12 protein-coding genes and 1 pseudogene are annotated in these 15,062 nt (G+C 73.2%); 5 read left to right on the top strand and 8 right to left on the bottom strand.

Annotated elements, in window-relative coordinates; genetic code table 11:
- Nucleotides 1-69: 69 nt before the first annotated feature.
- Nucleotides 70-1,296, bottom strand: a complete 1,227-nt coding sequence (locus ABZ923_RS34245) for an Ig-like domain-containing protein (protein WP_361479862.1) — start codon at nt 1,294-1,296, stop codon at nt 70-72.
- Between the two features lie 164 nt (nt 1,297-1,460).
- Nucleotides 1,461-2,684, bottom strand: coding sequence for an Ig-like domain-containing protein (locus ABZ923_RS34240; RefSeq protein ID WP_361479859.1), 1,224 nt, complete (start codon nt 2,682-2,684; stop codon nt 1,461-1,463).
- A 221-nt stretch (nt 2,685-2,905) separates the two neighbouring features.
- On the opposite strand from ABZ923_RS34240, the gene glgX reads away from it, so the two are divergent.
- The 5 genes and pseudogenes from glgX to ABZ923_RS34215 all read left to right on the top strand — a co-directional run bounded on the left by glgX (nt 2,906) and on the right by ABZ923_RS34215 (nt 8,651).
- Nucleotides 2,906-5,149: a glycogen debranching protein GlgX gene (glgX, locus tag ABZ923_RS34235; RefSeq protein WP_361479856.1), complete on the top strand. Its 2,244-nt coding sequence runs from the start codon at nt 2,906-2,908 to the stop codon at nt 5,147-5,149.
- 113 nt (nt 5,150-5,262) lie between these two features.
- Nucleotides 5,263-5,769 (top strand): SigE family RNA polymerase sigma factor, encoded by a 507-nt coding sequence (locus ABZ923_RS34230; protein WP_361479854.1) that lies wholly within the window; start codon nt 5,263-5,265, stop codon nt 5,767-5,769.
- Nucleotides 5,770-5,779: 10 nt separating this feature from the next.
- Complete coding sequence (locus ABZ923_RS34225; RefSeq protein WP_361479851.1) at nt 5,780-6,514, top strand: hypothetical protein; 735 nt, start codon at nt 5,780-5,782, stop codon at nt 6,512-6,514.
- Nucleotides 6,515-6,597: 83 nt separating this feature from the next.
- Nucleotides 6,598-7,386: pseudogene (locus ABZ923_RS34220) on the top strand (dolichyl-phosphate beta-glucosyltransferase); the annotation flags it as partial.
- 47 nt (nt 7,387-7,433) lie between these two features.
- Complete coding sequence (locus tag ABZ923_RS34215; protein ID WP_361479897.1) at nt 7,434-8,651, top strand: hypothetical protein; 1,218 nt, start codon at nt 7,434-7,436, stop codon at nt 8,649-8,651.
- Nucleotides 8,652-8,693: 42 nt separating this feature from the next.
- On the opposite strand, the gene ABZ923_RS34210 is transcribed toward ABZ923_RS34215, so the two are convergent.
- The 6 genes from ABZ923_RS34210 to ABZ923_RS34185 all read right to left on the bottom strand — a co-directional run.
- On the bottom strand, nt 8,694-10,553 hold the full coding sequence (locus tag ABZ923_RS34210; RefSeq protein ID WP_361479848.1) for an ABC transporter ATP-binding protein: 1,860 nt from the start codon (nt 10,551-10,553) through the stop codon (nt 8,694-8,696).
- A complete protein-coding gene (locus tag ABZ923_RS34205; protein ID WP_361479845.1) occupies nt 10,550-12,331 on the bottom strand; it encodes an ABC transporter ATP-binding protein in 1,782 nt (593 codons plus the stop codon). The genes ABZ923_RS34210 and ABZ923_RS34205 overlap by 4 nt, the downstream gene beginning before the upstream one ends.
- 180 nt (nt 12,332-12,511) lie before the next feature.
- Nucleotides 12,512-13,123, bottom strand: a complete 612-nt coding sequence (locus ABZ923_RS34200; RefSeq protein WP_361479842.1) for a TlpA disulfide reductase family protein — start codon at nt 13,121-13,123, stop codon at nt 12,512-12,514.
- A complete protein-coding gene (locus tag ABZ923_RS34195) occupies nt 13,120-13,584 on the bottom strand; it encodes a hypothetical protein (RefSeq protein WP_361479839.1) in 465 nt (154 codons plus the stop codon). The genes ABZ923_RS34200 and ABZ923_RS34195 overlap by 4 nt, the downstream gene beginning before the upstream one ends.
- Nucleotides 13,585-13,674: 90 nt before the next feature.
- The gene (locus ABZ923_RS34190) at nt 13,675-14,877 is read right to left on the bottom strand and encodes a hypothetical protein (RefSeq protein WP_361479836.1); all 1,203 of its coding nucleotides are present in this window, start codon (nt 14,875-14,877) and stop codon (nt 13,675-13,677) included.
- The coding region (locus ABZ923_RS34185; protein WP_361479833.1) for an Ig-like domain-containing protein at nt 14,802-15,062 on the bottom strand (261 nt) is incomplete at its 5' end. The genes ABZ923_RS34190 and ABZ923_RS34185, both read right to left, overlap by 76 nt.

The following is a 15,062-nucleotide window of genomic DNA, read 5'->3' as shown; positions in this document are numbered from 1 at the left end:
TAACGGCCACTAACGACAGTGGGCCCGGTGCCGTTCCTCACAGCACCGGGCCCGCTCGTCAGCCGGGGGTCACTTCTTCCAGGCGTCCCACGACATGTTCCAGCCGTTGAGGCCGTTGTCCGGGGCCACCGTGGCGTCGTGGGAGTTCTTGACGACCACCACGTCGCCGATCATCGAGTGGTCGAAGAACCAGGCGGCCGGGACGGCGCCGTCGTAGCCGCCGCGGACGTCGCGCAGGCCCACGCAGCCGTGGCTGGCGTTGTAGTTGCCGAAGGCGTCGCCGCCCCAGTAGTTGCCGTGGATGAAGGTGCCGGAGGTGGTGAGGCGGATGGCGTGCGGGACGTCCTTGATGTCGTACTCGCCGCCGTAGCCGACCGTCTCGCCGTTCATCCGGGTGACGGCGAGCTTCTCGCTCATGACCATCTGGCCGTTCCAGGTCTCGTAGCCGGGCTTGCCGGTGGTGACCGGGAGGGTTTTGACGACCTTGCCGTCCTGGGTGACCTTCATCGTGTGCTTCTTGGCGTCCACGACGGAGACCTGGTTGCGGCCGATGGTGAACTTCACGGTCTTGCGCTGCTTGCCGTAGACGCCGTCACGGCCCTCGACGCCGTCCAGGTCGAGGTCGACGGTGACCTTGGTGCCTTCCTTCCAGTACTTCTCGGGGCGGAAGTCCAGGCGGTCGTTGCCGAACCAGTGGCCCTCGACGTCGACGGCCGGCTCGGTCCTGATCCTGACGGCCTTCTCGACCGCCTCGGGGCTGGTGATGCCCCGGGTGAAGCGTATGGAGAACGGCATGCCGACGCCGACGGTGGAACCGTCCTCGGGGGTGAAGTAGCCGACGAAGGTGTTCTTCGGGGTGAGCGTGGTGAAGGTGGCGTCCTCGGCGGCCTCGCGGCCCTCGGCGTCCTTCGCCACCGCGTGCACGGTGTACTTGGTGGCCGCCGCCAGGTGCGACGACGGCGTCCAGGAGGAACCGCCCCCGGTGAGGGCGCCCTCGACCTTCGTGCCCTTCTCGTCCTTGACGGTGACCTCGGTCAGCTTGCCCTGGGCGACGCTGACCTTCAGCGCGCCGCTGGTGTCGACGCCGGTGGCACCGGACTTGGGCGCGATGCTGACCGCGGCCGTGGACTGCCCGCCCTTCTGGCCGCCGCCCTTGCCCTTGCCCTCCCCGGAACCGGACCCCGATCCGCCACCCCCGCCGCACGCGGTGAGCGACAGCACCAGGGCGCCGGCTATGACTGCCAGTCCCCTACGGCCTCGCCGCCCCCGAGCCGACGCCCCCGCTACAGGCCGCATGTTCAAGTTGTTCTCCCCTCGCCGGGCCCCTGATCAGGCCCGCTCCCCACCACGTTGTGCGCGCATATTAACTGCCAGGTTTTGAGCTGGGTGTCAGGCGAATGTCACCGTTCCGTCGCAACTTCCGCCCGGCACCCACACCGGCACCCCCGCCCCTTACCTGGTTACTTCTCCGCGCTGCCCGCTTTCCACTCCTTCCAGCCCATGTTCCATCCCCCGAGGCCGTTGTCGGGTGCAACCGTTTTGTCCTTGCTGTTCACGACTTCGACCACATCCCCGATCAGGCTGCGGTCGAAGAACCAGCCGGCCGGTGTGTCCGAGCTGCCGCCCTTGACGTCCACGAGGCCCACGCAGCCGTGGCTGACGTTGACCCGGCCGGGGGCGTCCGTGGCCCAGTAGTTGCCGTGCAGGAAGGTGCCGGTTTCGGTGAGCCGCATGGCGTGCGGGACGTCGGCGATGTCGTACTCGGCGCCGAGGCCGACCGTCTGGCTGTTCATGCGGGTGACCTCCAGCATGTCCATCACCACCATCTTCCCGTTGTAGGTCGGGTGCTTGGGGGCGCCCGCGGTGATGGGGACGGTGGCCAGGAGCTGCCCGTCGCGCCGTACGTCCATGGTGTGCTCGGCCGCGTCGACCAGGGAGACCTGGCTGCGGCCGACGGTGAAGGACACGGTCTTGTCCTGCAGGCCGTAGATCCCGCGGGCGCCCTCGACGTCCCGCAGGCCCAGGTCGACGGTGACCTCGGTGCCCGGCTTCCAGTAGTGCTCGGGACGGAAGTCCAGGCGGCCCTTGCCGAACCAGTGCGGGCGGATCTCGACCGGGGGCCGCGCGCTCACCCGGACGGCGCGTTCGACGGCGACGCGGTCGGTGATCTCCTGGCTGAAGGAGAGCGAAACGATCATGCCGGTGCCGACGGTGGCGCGGTTCTCCGGGGTGACGTAGGCGATGAACCGCCGGTCGGGGACGTAGGTGGTGAAGGTGGTGTGGCGGGCCGCGCGGCGGCCGTGCGAGTCCAGCGCGACCACGTCGACGGTGTACTTGGCAGCCAGCGCCAGCCGGTCCTCGTCCGGCGTCCAGGTCAGCCCGTCCGCGCCGACCCGCCCCGGGACCGGCGTGTCCCGCGCGTCCTGGGACCTGACCACGGTCACCTTCTCCAGGCGCCCGCCGGGCACCCGTACGCGCAGCCGGTCGTCGGGGCGTACGGCCTTGCTGCCGTCGTTCGGTGTCACCCGGATGACGTCCTCGGGGGGCGGCGGCTCGCCCAGTGCCCCGCCCATGCCCAGCGGGCCCGAGCCGTCCGCGGAGCAGCCCGCGAGCAGCCCCGCCCATGTCAGTGCGGCGGCCAGCGCGGCCCCCACGCGCCGTGCGCGTCCTGTTACGTGCCTCACGCGAGGCTCAACGACGGGGCACGCTCCGGGGAAACGTGAGTGCGAGCCACGCGCTGGGCAGAACAGAGGCAAGGACGACACGTCGGGGAGCCGCCGCGCCCGCCTCGGAGCCGTCGGGGCGCAGTCGTACCGGGCGGCCGGGGGGTGCCGAACGCTCCCCCGGCCGCTCGGCACGGCCGGACGCGCCCCTCGGGCGTGCCCACCGAGAAGAGGGGCCGACAGTGACGAGCGCAGCCGAGCAGCGGGCGCCGGCCGGGGAGCCGGCCGCCGGGAGCGGGCAACCGGCGGCGGTGAACGGCGCCCGGCGGGCCGTACCGCCCGTCCCGGCCGTGTGGCCGGGTGCGCCGACCCCGCTGGGCGCCCGGTTCCGGGTCGGCCCGGACGGGGTCGCCGGCACCAACTTCGCGCTGTGGGCGGCCGGCGCGGAGGCGGTCCGGGTCAGCCTGTTCGACGAACAGGGCCGGGAGACGCGCATTCCGCTGACCGAACTGACGCACGAGATCTGGCACGGCTTCGTGCCGGGCGTGATGCCCGGCCAGCGGTACGGCTACCGGGTCGACGGCCGCTGGGACCCGTGGACCGGCGCCCGCTGGAACCCGGCGAAGCTGCTGCTCGACCCGTACGCCCGGGCCGTGGACGGCGAGTTCGGCCTGCCGCCGGAGGTGTACGGACACGTCCGGGACTGGCCGGACCAGTCGGTCGCCGACACCGTGCGCGACGAACGGGACTCCGCGCCGTACGTCCCGAAGGGCGTCGTCGTCCACGACGACGACGACTGGTCCGACGACCGCCGCCCCAAGACGCCCTGGGCCGACTCGGTCATCTACGAGCTGCACGTCCGGGGGTTCACCAGGCTGCACCCCGGCATCCCCGAGGAACTGCGCGGCACCTACGCGGGCCTCGCGCACCCGGCGGCCGTCGAGCACCTGGTGAAGCTGGGCGTCACGGCCGTCGAGCTGCTGCCCGTGCACCAGTTCGCGCACGAGGACCACCTGCTGCGCCGGGGCCTGAAGAACTACTGGGGCTACAACTCCATCGGCTACTTCGCCCCGCACGCGGCCTACGCGGCCTCCGGCACGACCGGACAGCAGGTCGGCGAGTTCAAGCGGATGGTGCGCGCGCTGCACGCGGCCGGCATCGAGGTGATCCTCGACGTGGTCTACAACCACACCGCGGAGGCCGGCGAGCTGGGGCCGACGCTGTCGCTGAAGGGCATCGACAACCGCGGCTACTACCGGCTCCAGGACGACGCCCGCCGGTACGCCGACTACACCGGCTGCGGCAACACGCTGCACGTGGTCCAGCCGCAGGTGCTGCGCCTGATCACCGACTCGCTGCGCTACTGGGTCACCGAGATGGGCGTGGACGGCTTCCGCTTCGACCTCGCGGCGGCGCTGGCCCGCTCGATGCACGACGTCGACATGCTCTCCCCGTTCCTCGCGGTCATCGCGCAGGACCCGGTGCTGCGCCGGGTGAAGCTGATCGCCGAGCCGTGGGACATCGGTTCCGGCGGCTACCAGGTGGGCGCGTTCCCGCCGCTGTGGACCGAGTGGAACGACCGCTACCGCAACGCCGTCCGGGACTTCTGGCGGCACGCCCTGCCCGACGTGCGCGAGATGGGCTACCGCCTCTCCGGCTCCAGCGACCTGTACGCCTGGGGCGGCCGGCGCCCCTACGCCTCCGTCAACTTCGTCACCGCGCACGACGGTTTCACCCTGCGCGACCTGGTGTCGTACGGGACCAAGCACAACGAGGCCAACGGCGAGAACAACCGCGACGGCACCGACGACAACCGCTCCTGGAACTGCGGCACCGAGGGCGAGACCGACGACGCGCGGGTGCGTGCGCTGCGGCGCCGGCAGCTGCGGAACCTGCTGACCACCCTGCTGCTGTCCACCGGCGTGCCCATGCTGGTCGCGGGCGACGAACTCGGCCGCACCCAGCGCGGCAACAACAACGCCTACTGCCAGGACAACGAGATCGGCTGGGTGGACTGGTCGCTGCTCCGGGAGCCCGGCTGGCGGGCCCTGTTCGACCTGACCTCCCGGCTGATCGCGCTGCGCCACCGGCACCCGGTGCTGCGCCGGCGGGCCTTCTTCTCCGGCCGTGCCCAGACCGCGGACGGGCTGCGGGACCTGGCGTGGTTCACCTCGCGGGGCGCGGAGATGACCGAGGCCGACTGGTACGCGCCCGCCGCCACGCTCGGCATGTACCTGTCCGGGCGGGACATCCCGGGCCGGGACGAGCGGGGCGCGCCGGTGGTGGACGACAGCTTCCTCGCGGTGCTGCACGCCGGCGACCGGCCCACCGGCTTCGTGCTGCCCGGGCCGCCCTGGGCGGAGCGGTACGAGGTGGTCGTGGACACCTCGGTGGAGGAACAGGCGCAGGCGCCCGGTACGGTCCACCCGGCGGGGGTGGAGATCACGGTGCCGGCCCGGGCGGTGCTGCTGCTGCGGGTCGCCTGAGCCGCCCGGCACCCGGGCGTGACGCGGATCACGCTCCTCGGGTGCAGCACCGGCCGGGGTCCAGGGCCTTTCCCCTGGTGGAGGAAGAGCCGGCGAGAACGGGGACCGTGGGGATGGAGCAGACCAGGGCCGGTGAGTACGACGCGTTCGTGGCGGCCCGCTGGTCGGTGTTGTTCCATCTCGCCCGTCTGCTCACCGGAGGGGACCGGCACCGCGCCGAGGACCTGTTGCAGGAGTCCTTGGTCAAGCTGTGGTTCGTCTGGCCGAGGGTCGCCGACGAGGCGCCGGAGGCCTATGTGCGCAAGGTGCTGGCACGGGCCGCGGCCCGCTCGGCGCGGCGGCGCTGGTGGGGTGAGCGGCCCGTGGAGCAGCTGCCCGAGGTGGCGGCGGCCGGTGACGTGTCGGCGACCGTGGCCGAGCGCTCCCGGCTGGAGGCGGCGCTCGCGCAGCTGACGCCGCAGCAGCGGGCCGCCGTGGTCCTGCGCTACTACCAGGACCTGCCCGACCGGCAGGTCGCGGAGACCCTGGGCTGCCCGGTGGGCACCGCCCGGTCCCATGCCGCGCGCGGGGTGGCCCGGCTGCGCCGGCTCCTGTCCGACGTCATCGAGCCGGTGGGGTGAGGGAGAGCCCATGGACCGCAGGGATCACACGGATGGCACGGACGACATGGACCGCGGGGACCGGATGGACCGCATGGACCAGACGCGCCGTATGGACCGGACGCGCCGTATGGACCGGACGCGCCGTACGGAGCCGCCGGCCGGGCCGGGCGGAACGGACCGGCCGCACGCGGCGCCCGGCGCCGGCCACGGGGGCGGGACGGACGGTTCCGACCTCTTCGAGCGGCAGCTGGCGCAGCTCATGCACCGGGCCCAGCAGCCCACGCCCTTCGAGGCCCGGCACCGGGAGGCGCTGCGCGCCGGCGTGCGGGCCCGGCGCCGGGTGCGCACGGCGCGCCGGGCGGCCGGCTCGGTGCTGGCGGTGGCCGGGCTCGGTCTGGGGCTGTTCCTGTGGCCCCACGGCCACACCGACGACCGGCCCACGGCACCGCACCCGCGGCCCATGATCAGCCCGACGCCCACGCCGAGCACTCCGCCGTCGCCGTCGTCCACCGAGTCGCCGAGCGCGCCGCCGTCCACGACGTCCTCGGCGACGACGGGCTCCTCGACGCCGACCCACTCCTGGTCGCCTTCCGTCCCGCCGGCGACGGCGACCCCCGGAAGCACCGCCACCGCCTCGCGCCGGCCGCCGTCGGCCACGGCCACCTCCCCGGGGGGCAGCACGACCCCGCCGGCCACGGCGCCGGTGAGCGAGCCCGCCGAGCCGTCGGGCGAGCCCTCGTCGACGATCGACGCGACCGGCTAGTCCGCGCGTCCCCACCCCCCTCTCGCCCACGCCCTCCGCATGCCTTCCGCACGCCCGACAAACCTGACCAAACGGGGTACTTCATGATATTCACCCGACCGAGTCGGCCGAGTCCTCCGCCGGCCCTGGCGCCGGCCTCCCTGCGCACCCCGCTGCCGGCGGACCGCCAGGAGCCCGTCCTGGACGTGGCCGTACCGGTGTTCAACGAGGAGAAGGACCTGGAGCCCAACGTCCGGCGGCTGCACGCGCATCTGCGGGACACCTTCCCCTACCCGTTCCGGATCACCATCGCCGACAACGCGAGCACCGACCGCACCCCGGCCATCGCCGCCCGGCTGGCCGGCGAACTGACCGAGGTCACCTCGCTGCGGCTGCCCCGCAAGGGCCGGGGCCGGGCGCTGCGGGCCGCCTGGTCGGGGTCCCGGGCGCCCGTCCTGGCGTACCTCGACGTGGACCTGTCCACCGGGCTCACCGCGCTGCTGCCGCTGGTCGCCCCGCTCATCTCGGGCCACTCCGACCTGGCCATCGGCACCCGGCTGGCGCCGGGCGCGCGGGTGGTGCGCGGACCCAAGCGCGAGGTCATATCGCGGTGTTACAACGTCCTGCTGCGGTGCACGCTCGCCGTCGGCTTCTCCGACGCGCAGTGCGGGTTCAAGGCGGTCCGGCGGGAGGCCGCCGAGCGGCTGCTGCCGCTGGTGCGGGACGGGGAGTGGTTCTTCGACACCGAGCTGCTGGTGCTCGCCGAGCGGGCCGGGCTCCGGATCCACGAGGTGCCGGTGGACTGGGTCGACGACCCGGACAGCAGCGTCGACATCCTCGCCACCGCGCTGGCGGACCTGCGCGGGATCCTCCGGATGCGGCGCACCCTGGCCCGTCGCCGGCCGGGGCCGGTGGGCCCGTGACCGCGACCCTGCCCGACCTGCGCACCGCGACCCCCGACCCCGCGCCCGCCTCCCGGTTCGGGGCCGCCGCCCGCCGCTACGGGCCGGTCCTCGCCGTGTTCGGCACGCTGAAGCTGGCCGGTTTCTGCTCCTTCCTGTATCTGCTGTCCTCCGCCGGCGACTTCCGCGGCAAGCACCCCCGGTTCGGCGGCGGAGCGCACGCCTGGGACGTGCTGGCCACCTGGGACGGCTGGTGGTACCAGCAGATCGCGCTGCACGGCTACGACCCGAAGCTCGTCCCGGTGCCGGGCGCCACCGGCCTGATCACGCTGGAGGGCAACTCGGCGGCGTTCTTCCCGCTCTACCCGGCGCTGATGCGGCTGACCTCAGCGGTCACCGGCCTGGGCGCGTACGGCGCCGGGCTGCTGGTCTCGATCGTGGCCTCCTTCGCCGCCGCCCTCGGCATCCACGCCGTCGCCGAGCGGTTCGGCGGCCGGCGGGCCGGGCTCGCGGCGGCCGGGCTGTGGGCGGTGTGGCCGGGCTCGGGCGTGGAGTGGGCGGTCTACTCCGACTCGCTGTACGTGGCGCTGGCCGTGTGGGCCTGCCACGCCGTGCTGACCCGCCGCTGGCTCACCGCCGGCGTGCTCACCTTCGCGGCCGGGCTCAACCGGCCCACGGCCGCCGCGCTGATCGCCGCGCTCGGCGTGGCCGCGCTGCTCTCCCTGCGCCGCCGCGAGGAGAGCCCGCTGCGTCCGCTGCTCGCCACGGCCCTGGCCCCGCTGGGGCTGCTCGGCTACCTGCTGTGGGTGGGCAACCGCATGGGCGACCTGGGCGGCTACTTCAAGCTCCAGTCGGGCGCCTGGGCGCACAGCTTCGACTACGGCGAGCAGACCCTGGACGTGCTCACCTCCGTGCCGGTCGGCCACTTCACGTACCTGTTCGCCTACCCCTTCGCGGACGTCGTCGGGGTCGGCGTGGTCCTGCTGGCCTTCGCGCTGCTGCCGCTGCTGCTGCGGCTGCGCCCGCCCGCCGTGCTGGTCGTGCACACCGTGCTGACGCTCGCCCTGGTCCTGGGCAGCCAGCAGATCTTCGCGAACGTCTCCCGCTATCTGCTGCCCTGCTTCCCGCTGTTCCTGCCGCTCGCGGTCGCCCTGCGCCGGCTGAGCCTGCCCGTGCTGTGCACGCTGCTGGGCATCGCGGCCCTGGCCTCCGGCTCGTACGCCGGGTACGTGCTGTTCGAGCTGGGCGTGCCGTGATCCACCGCACCCGGGACGGACGGCTGGGGCATGCCGTTGACCCTAGGCCAGGCTGTCCCGCCAGGCCCGATGCAGGCCGGCGAACCGGCCGGTGCCGGCGACGAGTTCCGCCGGGCGGCCGTCCTCCACGATCCGGCCGTGCTCCATCACCAGCACCCGGTCGGCGATCTCCACCGTGGACAGCCGGTGCGCGATCACCACCGCGGTACGGCCCCGCAGCACCGTCGCCATCGCCCGTTGCACCGCCCGCTCCCCCGGCACGTCCAGCGAGCTGGTCGCCTCGTCCAGGATCAGCACCGCCGGGTCGGCGAGCAGCGCCCGGGCGAAGCCGACCAGTTGGCGCTGACCGGCGGAGATGCGGCCGCCGCGCTTGCGGACGTCGGTGTCGTAGCCGTCGGGCAGGGCGCTGATGAACTCGTGCGCGCCGATCGCCTTCGCGGCCTGCTCGATCTCCTCCCGGGTGGCCTCGGGCCGGCCGATCGCGATGTTGTCGGCGACCGTGCCGGAGAACAGGAACGCCTCCTGCGTCACCATGACCACCCCGCGCCGCAGCTCGGGCACGGGCAGCTCGCGCAGGTCCACGCCGTCCAGCAGCACGCGCCCGTCGGAGGGGTCGTAGAAGCGGGCGAGCAGCTTGGCCAGGGTCGACTTGCCCGCGCCGGTGGAGCCGACGACCGCGACCGTCTGCCCGGCGGGCAGGGTCAGGTCGAACCGGGGCAGCACCTCGCCGCCGGTGCGGTAGCCGAACCTGACCCCGTCGAAGACGACCTCACGCCCCGGGAACTCGCCCTTGAGCGGGGGCAGTTCACGCGGCCGCTCCGGCTCCGGAACGGACGGCGTCTGCGCCAGCAGCCCGGCGATCTTCTCCAGGGAGGCGGCGGCCGACTGGTAGGAGTTCAGGAACATCCCGAGCCGGTCGATCGGGTCGTACAGCCGGCGCAGGTACAGCACGGCCGCCGCCAGCACGCCCAGTTCCAGCAAGCCGGACGCCACCCGGTGGGCGCCCCACAGCACGATCGCCGCGACCGCGGTGTTGGCCACCAGCCGGGAGCCGACCACGTAACGGGCCATCTCCAGCAGCGCGTCCCCGTTGGTGCGCTCGTGCCGCTGGTTCAGCACCGCGAACTCGGCGTCGTTGGCGGCCTCCCGGCGGAAGGCGCGCACCGGGCGGATGCCGTTCATCGTCTCCACGAACTTCACGATCACCGCCGCGATCGCCGTGGACCGCGCCTGGAACACCCGCCCCGCGCGCCGCCGGTAGAGCCGGACCAGCAGGTACAGCGGCCCGAACGACGCCACCGCGACCGCGCCGAGCCCGAGGTCCAGCCACAGCAGCATCGCCGAGATGGAGACGAAGGACAGGATGACGGTCACCAGCTCCTGGAGCCCCTCGTCGAGGAGTTCGCGCAGCGACTCGACGTCCGTGGTGGACCGGGAGATCAGCCGGCCCGAGGTGTACCGCTCGTGGAAGTCGATGCTGAGCGCCTGCGCATGCCGGAAGATCCGGCCCCGCAGGTCCAGCAGCACGTCCTGGTTGACCCGCGCGGAGGTCTCGATGAACGCGAACTGCAGCCCGCCCGAGGCGAGGGCGCACAGCAGGTAGCCGGCGCCGACCGCGAGCAGCGGGCCGTGCCGGTCGTCCCGGAACGCCGGTACGGCGCTGTCGATGGCGTACGCCACCAGCAGCGGGCCCGCCTGCACGGCCGCCTGCTGGAGCAGCAGCAGGAGCGTGGTGAGGGCGACCCGGCCCCTCATGGGCGCGAGCAGCGAGCGCAGCAGGGCGGCGGTGGCGCCGGGCGGGGTGGGCAGGACGTCCCGGTCGAAGGGGTCGCCGCCGGTGTCCCGGGGGCGGTCGGGGTCGTCGTCCGCGACGGCGGGGGTGGAGGCGGTCGTACTGGTCAACGGGTGTCCTCCTGTTCCCCGGACATCAGGTGGGCGTACTCGGCGTTGTGGCGCAGCAGTTCCTGGTGGGTGCCGACGGCGGCGATCCGGCCGCCGGAGAGCAGGGCGACCCGGTCGGCGAGCAGCACCGTGGACGGGCGGTGGGCCACGATCAGGGCGGTGGTGTCGGCGAGGACCCGGCGCAGCGCGGCCTCCACGGCGGCCTCCGTGTGCACGTCCAGGGCGGACAGCGGGTCGTCCAGCACCAGGAACCCGGGCCGGCCGACGACCGCGCGGGCCAGCGCCAGGCGCTGCCGCTGGCCGCCGGAGAGGCTGAGGCCCTGCTCGCCGACGCGGGTGTCGGTGCCCTGCGGGAGCGCGTGCGCGAAGTCGGCCTGCGCGATGGCCAGGGCCCGGTCGAGTTCCTCCCGCCCGGCGCCGTCCGGGGCGCCCATGAGTACGTTCTCGGCGACGCTCGCCGAGAACAGGGTGGGCTCCTCGAAGGCGACGGCGACCTTCCCGCGCAGTTCCTCGCGGGACATCGCGGTGATGTCCACGCCGTCGAGGGTGATCCGCCCCGAGGTGACCTCGTGCAGCCGGGGGACGAGCGCGGTGAGGGTCGTCTTGCCGCTGCCGGTGGCCCCCACGAGGGCCATGGACTCACCGGGACGGATGTGGAGGTCGATGTGGGCGAGCAGGGGCGGGGAGCCGGGGGGTGCGTCGGGGTAGCGGAAGGAGACGTCCTCGAACCGGAGTCCCCGCACGCCCTGCGCGCGCGGGCGCGCGTGCCCGGCCCCGGTCGACTGCTCCTCCGGCACCTCGTCCCGCACCTCGAAGTACCGCTCGGTCGCGGTCGCCGCCTCCTGGCTCATCGCCAGCAGGAACCCGATCGAGTCGACCGGCCAGCGCAGCGCGAGGGCGGTGCTGAGGAAGGCGACCAGCGTGCCCGCGGACAGCTCCCCGTCGGCCACCCGCACCGCGCCCAGCACCAGCGCCGCCCCGATCGCGACCTCGGGCAGGGTCACGATGACGCCCCAGATGGTGGCCAGCAGCCGGGCCTTGCGCAGTTCCGTGCCGCGCAGCCGGCCCGACAGGTCGCGGAAGGCACGGGCCTGGCTGCGGTGGCGGCCGAAGCCCTTGATGACGCGGATGCCGAGCACGCTCTCCTCGACCACCGTGGTCAGGTCGCCGATCTGGTCCTGGGCGCGGCGCGCCACCTGCGCGTACCGCCGTTCGAAGACCACGCACGTCCACATCACGGGGACCGCGGGCCCGAGGACGACCAGGCCCAGCACCCAGTCCTGCATCAGCATGATCACCACGCCGACCAGGATGGTGACGCCGTTGACGAGCAGGAACGTCAGCGGAAAGGCGAGGAACATGCGCACCAGCATCAGGTCGGTCGTGCCCCGGGAGAGCAGCTGGCCGGAGGCCCAGCGGTCGTGGAAGGCGACCGGCAGCCGTTGCAGCCGCCGGTACAGGTCCGCCCGCATCTCCGCCTCGACGTGCGACAGCGGCCGGGCCACGAGCCAGCGCCGTATGCCGAACAGGATGGCCTCGGCGAAGCCGAGCAGGAGCAGGTACAGCGCGCCGAGCCACACCCCGGCCGGGTCGCGGTCGGCGACCGGCCCGTCCACCAGCCACTTCAGGACGAGCGGGATCACCAGACCGGTACAGGAGGCGACGACCGCGACGAACGCGGCGGTGAACAGCCGGGCGCGGACCGGGCGGACGTACGGCCACAGCCGGAGCAGGGTGCGGACGGCGGAACGGTCGGTGGTTGCACGTGTCGAGGGCATCAACCGGGAGCGTACGGACCGCCACCGACATCGCCCACCGAGTTTCGGCCGGACCCGGCGGGGCGTCCGGTTCCGCCGGCGCCCGTACGGCACCGGAGCCGCGACCGGACCCGACCCGGCGGCACGTTCCGCCGGCACCGGTCCGGGACCGGTGCACGGGCGTGCGGCCGGGATCAGGGATCAGTGACGGGAGGGCGCCGGGGACCGCTGCGGTCGCGGAGCCCTCAGCAGGGGGGTGACGACGTCCGCCAGTTCCGCCTCGGTCACCGCCCCCATGCGGGACGCGGCGATCCTCCCCCGCGGATCGACGACGACCGTGTACGGCAGGGCCTGCGGGTTGACCAGGCCGCGCGGCAGCCGGCGGCCCAGCCGTCCCTGCGGATCGCTCAGGGAAGGGAATCCGAGGCGGTGCTTCTTCTGGAAGGCCAGTCCTCGACCGCTCTCGGCGTCGTCGTCGAGACCGAGCACACGCACTCCGCGGTGGCGCCACTTCTGCTGGAACTTCTTCAGTTCGGGGGCCTCGGCGACGCACGGTCCGCACCAGGAACCCCACGCGCTGACGACGACGACGTCGCCCCGGTAGTCCGACAGGTGGACCGTCTCGCCGTCCAGCGTGGTCCCGCCCAGGTCGGGGGCGGCCGGGCGGTCCTGCTCGCTCAGCGTGCGGGTGAGCGAGGAGCCGGCGTCGCCGCCGCCGGTGTCGTCGACGGGCTTGTAGCCGGTGCAGCCGGCGAGGAGGACGCCGGCCGCCAGCACCCCGGCCGCCGCCGTGTACGGCCGCGCGCCCGTCATCGCTCGGTCAGCCGGGCGGACGGGCTGTCGGCACCGGCCCGGGTGAGGACGGTCTCCAGGTGGCGGGCCCGCCAGGCACTCAGCAGCCATGCGGCGGGCAACTGGAGGGTGAACAGGGCGAGGATCGCCACCACGAAGGCCGAGTCGGCCGGTGCCTCGTCTCCGGCGGTCCAGGAGGACAGTCCGGCGCAGACCAGCAGTACGGCCAGGTAGGCGGAACCGTCGATCAGGGGGACGCGCCACATGGGCAGCGGATCCGTCAGCCGGCGCGTCATCGTCAGGGTGACCGCCGCCGCCACGAGGAAGACCGCGCTCCACGGGTCCCGCAGCCAGGTCGTCACCCAGGTCCCGACACTTCCGCCGACAGCCTGCCAGGCGAGGTCCACCACGGCTCCGGTCAGCCACGAAAGGACGGTGACGGTGAGCGCGTAGGAGAGGGCGCCGCGCCAAGTGACGGTCATATCACTTCCCCCTTTGACGGTGGATCGCCCGGTGGCGACCCACTTCGCAATCATTGTCCTCCCGGCCCCGGAGGGCCGGGAGGGCGGGGGTCAGTAGCCGCCCGAGTTGCCGATGGTGCCCAGTTCGCAGGCGGGCTGGGACAGGCACAGCAGGCTGCGCATCTTCGACTGGTGCACGGTCTTCGTCGAGTGCCGGTTGCCGCTGGTGTAGCCGTAGAGGTACATCTCGTGGTCGGGGGCCTGCCGGTACTTGCCCGAGACGTAGAAGTCACCGTTGCGGGCGAGGCGGGCGTCGTAGAACACGCCGATGCCGGCACGGCGGATACCACCGGACGGGCAGAAGGGGTCGGTCGCCTCGATCTCGCCGTGCACGGCACGCGTCTTGCCGTCGAAGCGGGTCCGGGTGCGGAAGTCGATGCCCCTGGTGGACGCCTTGCGCCGGTCGACCTCCACGCCGTTGCGGTAGACCTTCGTCCAGCCGGTCTCCGGGAAGAGGTCGTACGGGGACTTGGTCCAGTAGACGACACCGCGCAGGCTGGCCCGGAAGGAGGGACCGGTGACCTTGCTGGAGAAGCCGCGGTTGTCACCCTTGTACTGGAAGCCCCGGGTGTACTTGCAGCCGGAGACGCTGCCCAGCTCCTTGGGCACGCTGGCCCACTTCTGGCGGATGAACGACCGCCACACCACGGCGGTCTTGGTGTACCTGCGCGCCCGCGCCTCGACCTGCTGCGCCGTCTTGGTGAGCGTGGCGGTGTCGTCGGCCGTGGGTACGGTGGCGGTCAGGCCCCAGGTGTGCCCGAGCCCGCCGGCCTCGCCGGAGATCTGGTAGTTCACCTCGCTGCCGGCGCGCACACCGGTGTCGCGGAGGCTGTGCCCGGTGGTGGCCGCGATCCGGACGCCGTCGCGGTACACCGTGTAGCGGCCCGCGCCCAGGTCCGGCCAGGACACGTCGACGAAGTGCGAGGAGGCCGCCCAGGCGGCGCGCTCGTTCTTCGCCGGGGAGTTGGCGAGGGTGACGTCGGCGATGACCTTCTGCCCGCCGGCGGTGAGCAGTTGGGTGTCGGTCGCCTTGCCGATGTAGGTGGCGACCGGCTTGACCCCGGCGGCGTGGCCGGTGAGGCCCTGCTTGCCGGTGGTGAAGGTGCCGTGGGCCGAGTCGAGAACGAAGACGGCCTCGCTCGCGGACCGCGGGGTGGCTTCCCCGGCGGACGCGGGCGTCAGCGAGGAAGCCAGGAGGACGGCGGGAACAGCCGCTGCCGCGAGGGCGCGCGGCACTGATCGCTGCCACTGCATGTGAGGGTTTTTTCCTCTCTCCGGAGGTACTTCGGGCCGTCAGGGCGGCGGTGGCCAGGGGTGGTCACCTGCCGGGGGTTCGGGGCGGTCCGGTCGAGGTCGACGGTGACCTTGGTGCCTTCCTTCCAGTACTTCTCGGGGCGGAAGTCCAGGCGGTCGTTGCCGAACCAGTGGCCCTCGACGTC

Source organism: Streptomyces sp. NPDC046881, from assembly GCF_040645015.1.
Taxonomy (GTDB): domain Bacteria; phylum Actinomycetota; class Actinomycetes; order Streptomycetales; family Streptomycetaceae; genus Streptomyces.
Note: the sequence above shows the minus strand (reverse complement) of the source record. Positions and strands in the feature narration are given on the sequence as shown.

Excerpts from the sequence above, each read along its gene's own strand:
- ABZ923_RS34245 (WP_361479862.1), bottom strand. The coding sequence starts at position 1,296 with ATGCGGCCTGTAGCGGGGGCGTCGGCTCGGGGGCGGCGAGGCCGTAGG.
- ABZ923_RS34230 (WP_361479854.1), top strand. The coding sequence starts at position 5,263 with ATGGAGCAGACCAGGGCCGGTGAGTACGACGCGTTCGTGGCGGCCCGC.
- ABZ923_RS34225 (WP_361479851.1), top strand. The coding sequence starts at position 5,780 with ATGGACCGCAGGGATCACACGGATGGCACGGACGACATGGACCGCGGG.
- ABZ923_RS34205 (WP_361479845.1), bottom strand. The coding sequence starts at position 12,331 with ATGCCCTCGACACGTGCAACCACCGACCGTTCCGCCGTCCGCACCCTG.
- ABZ923_RS34200 (WP_361479842.1), bottom strand. The coding sequence starts at position 13,123 with ATGACGGGCGCGCGGCCGTACACGGCGGCGGCCGGGGTGCTGGCGGCC.
- ABZ923_RS34195 (WP_361479839.1), bottom strand. The coding sequence starts at position 13,584 with ATGACCGTCACTTGGCGCGGCGCCCTCTCCTACGCGCTCACCGTCACC.
- ABZ923_RS34190 (WP_361479836.1), bottom strand. The coding sequence starts at position 14,877 with ATGCAGTGGCAGCGATCAGTGCCGCGCGCCCTCGCGGCAGCGGCTGTT.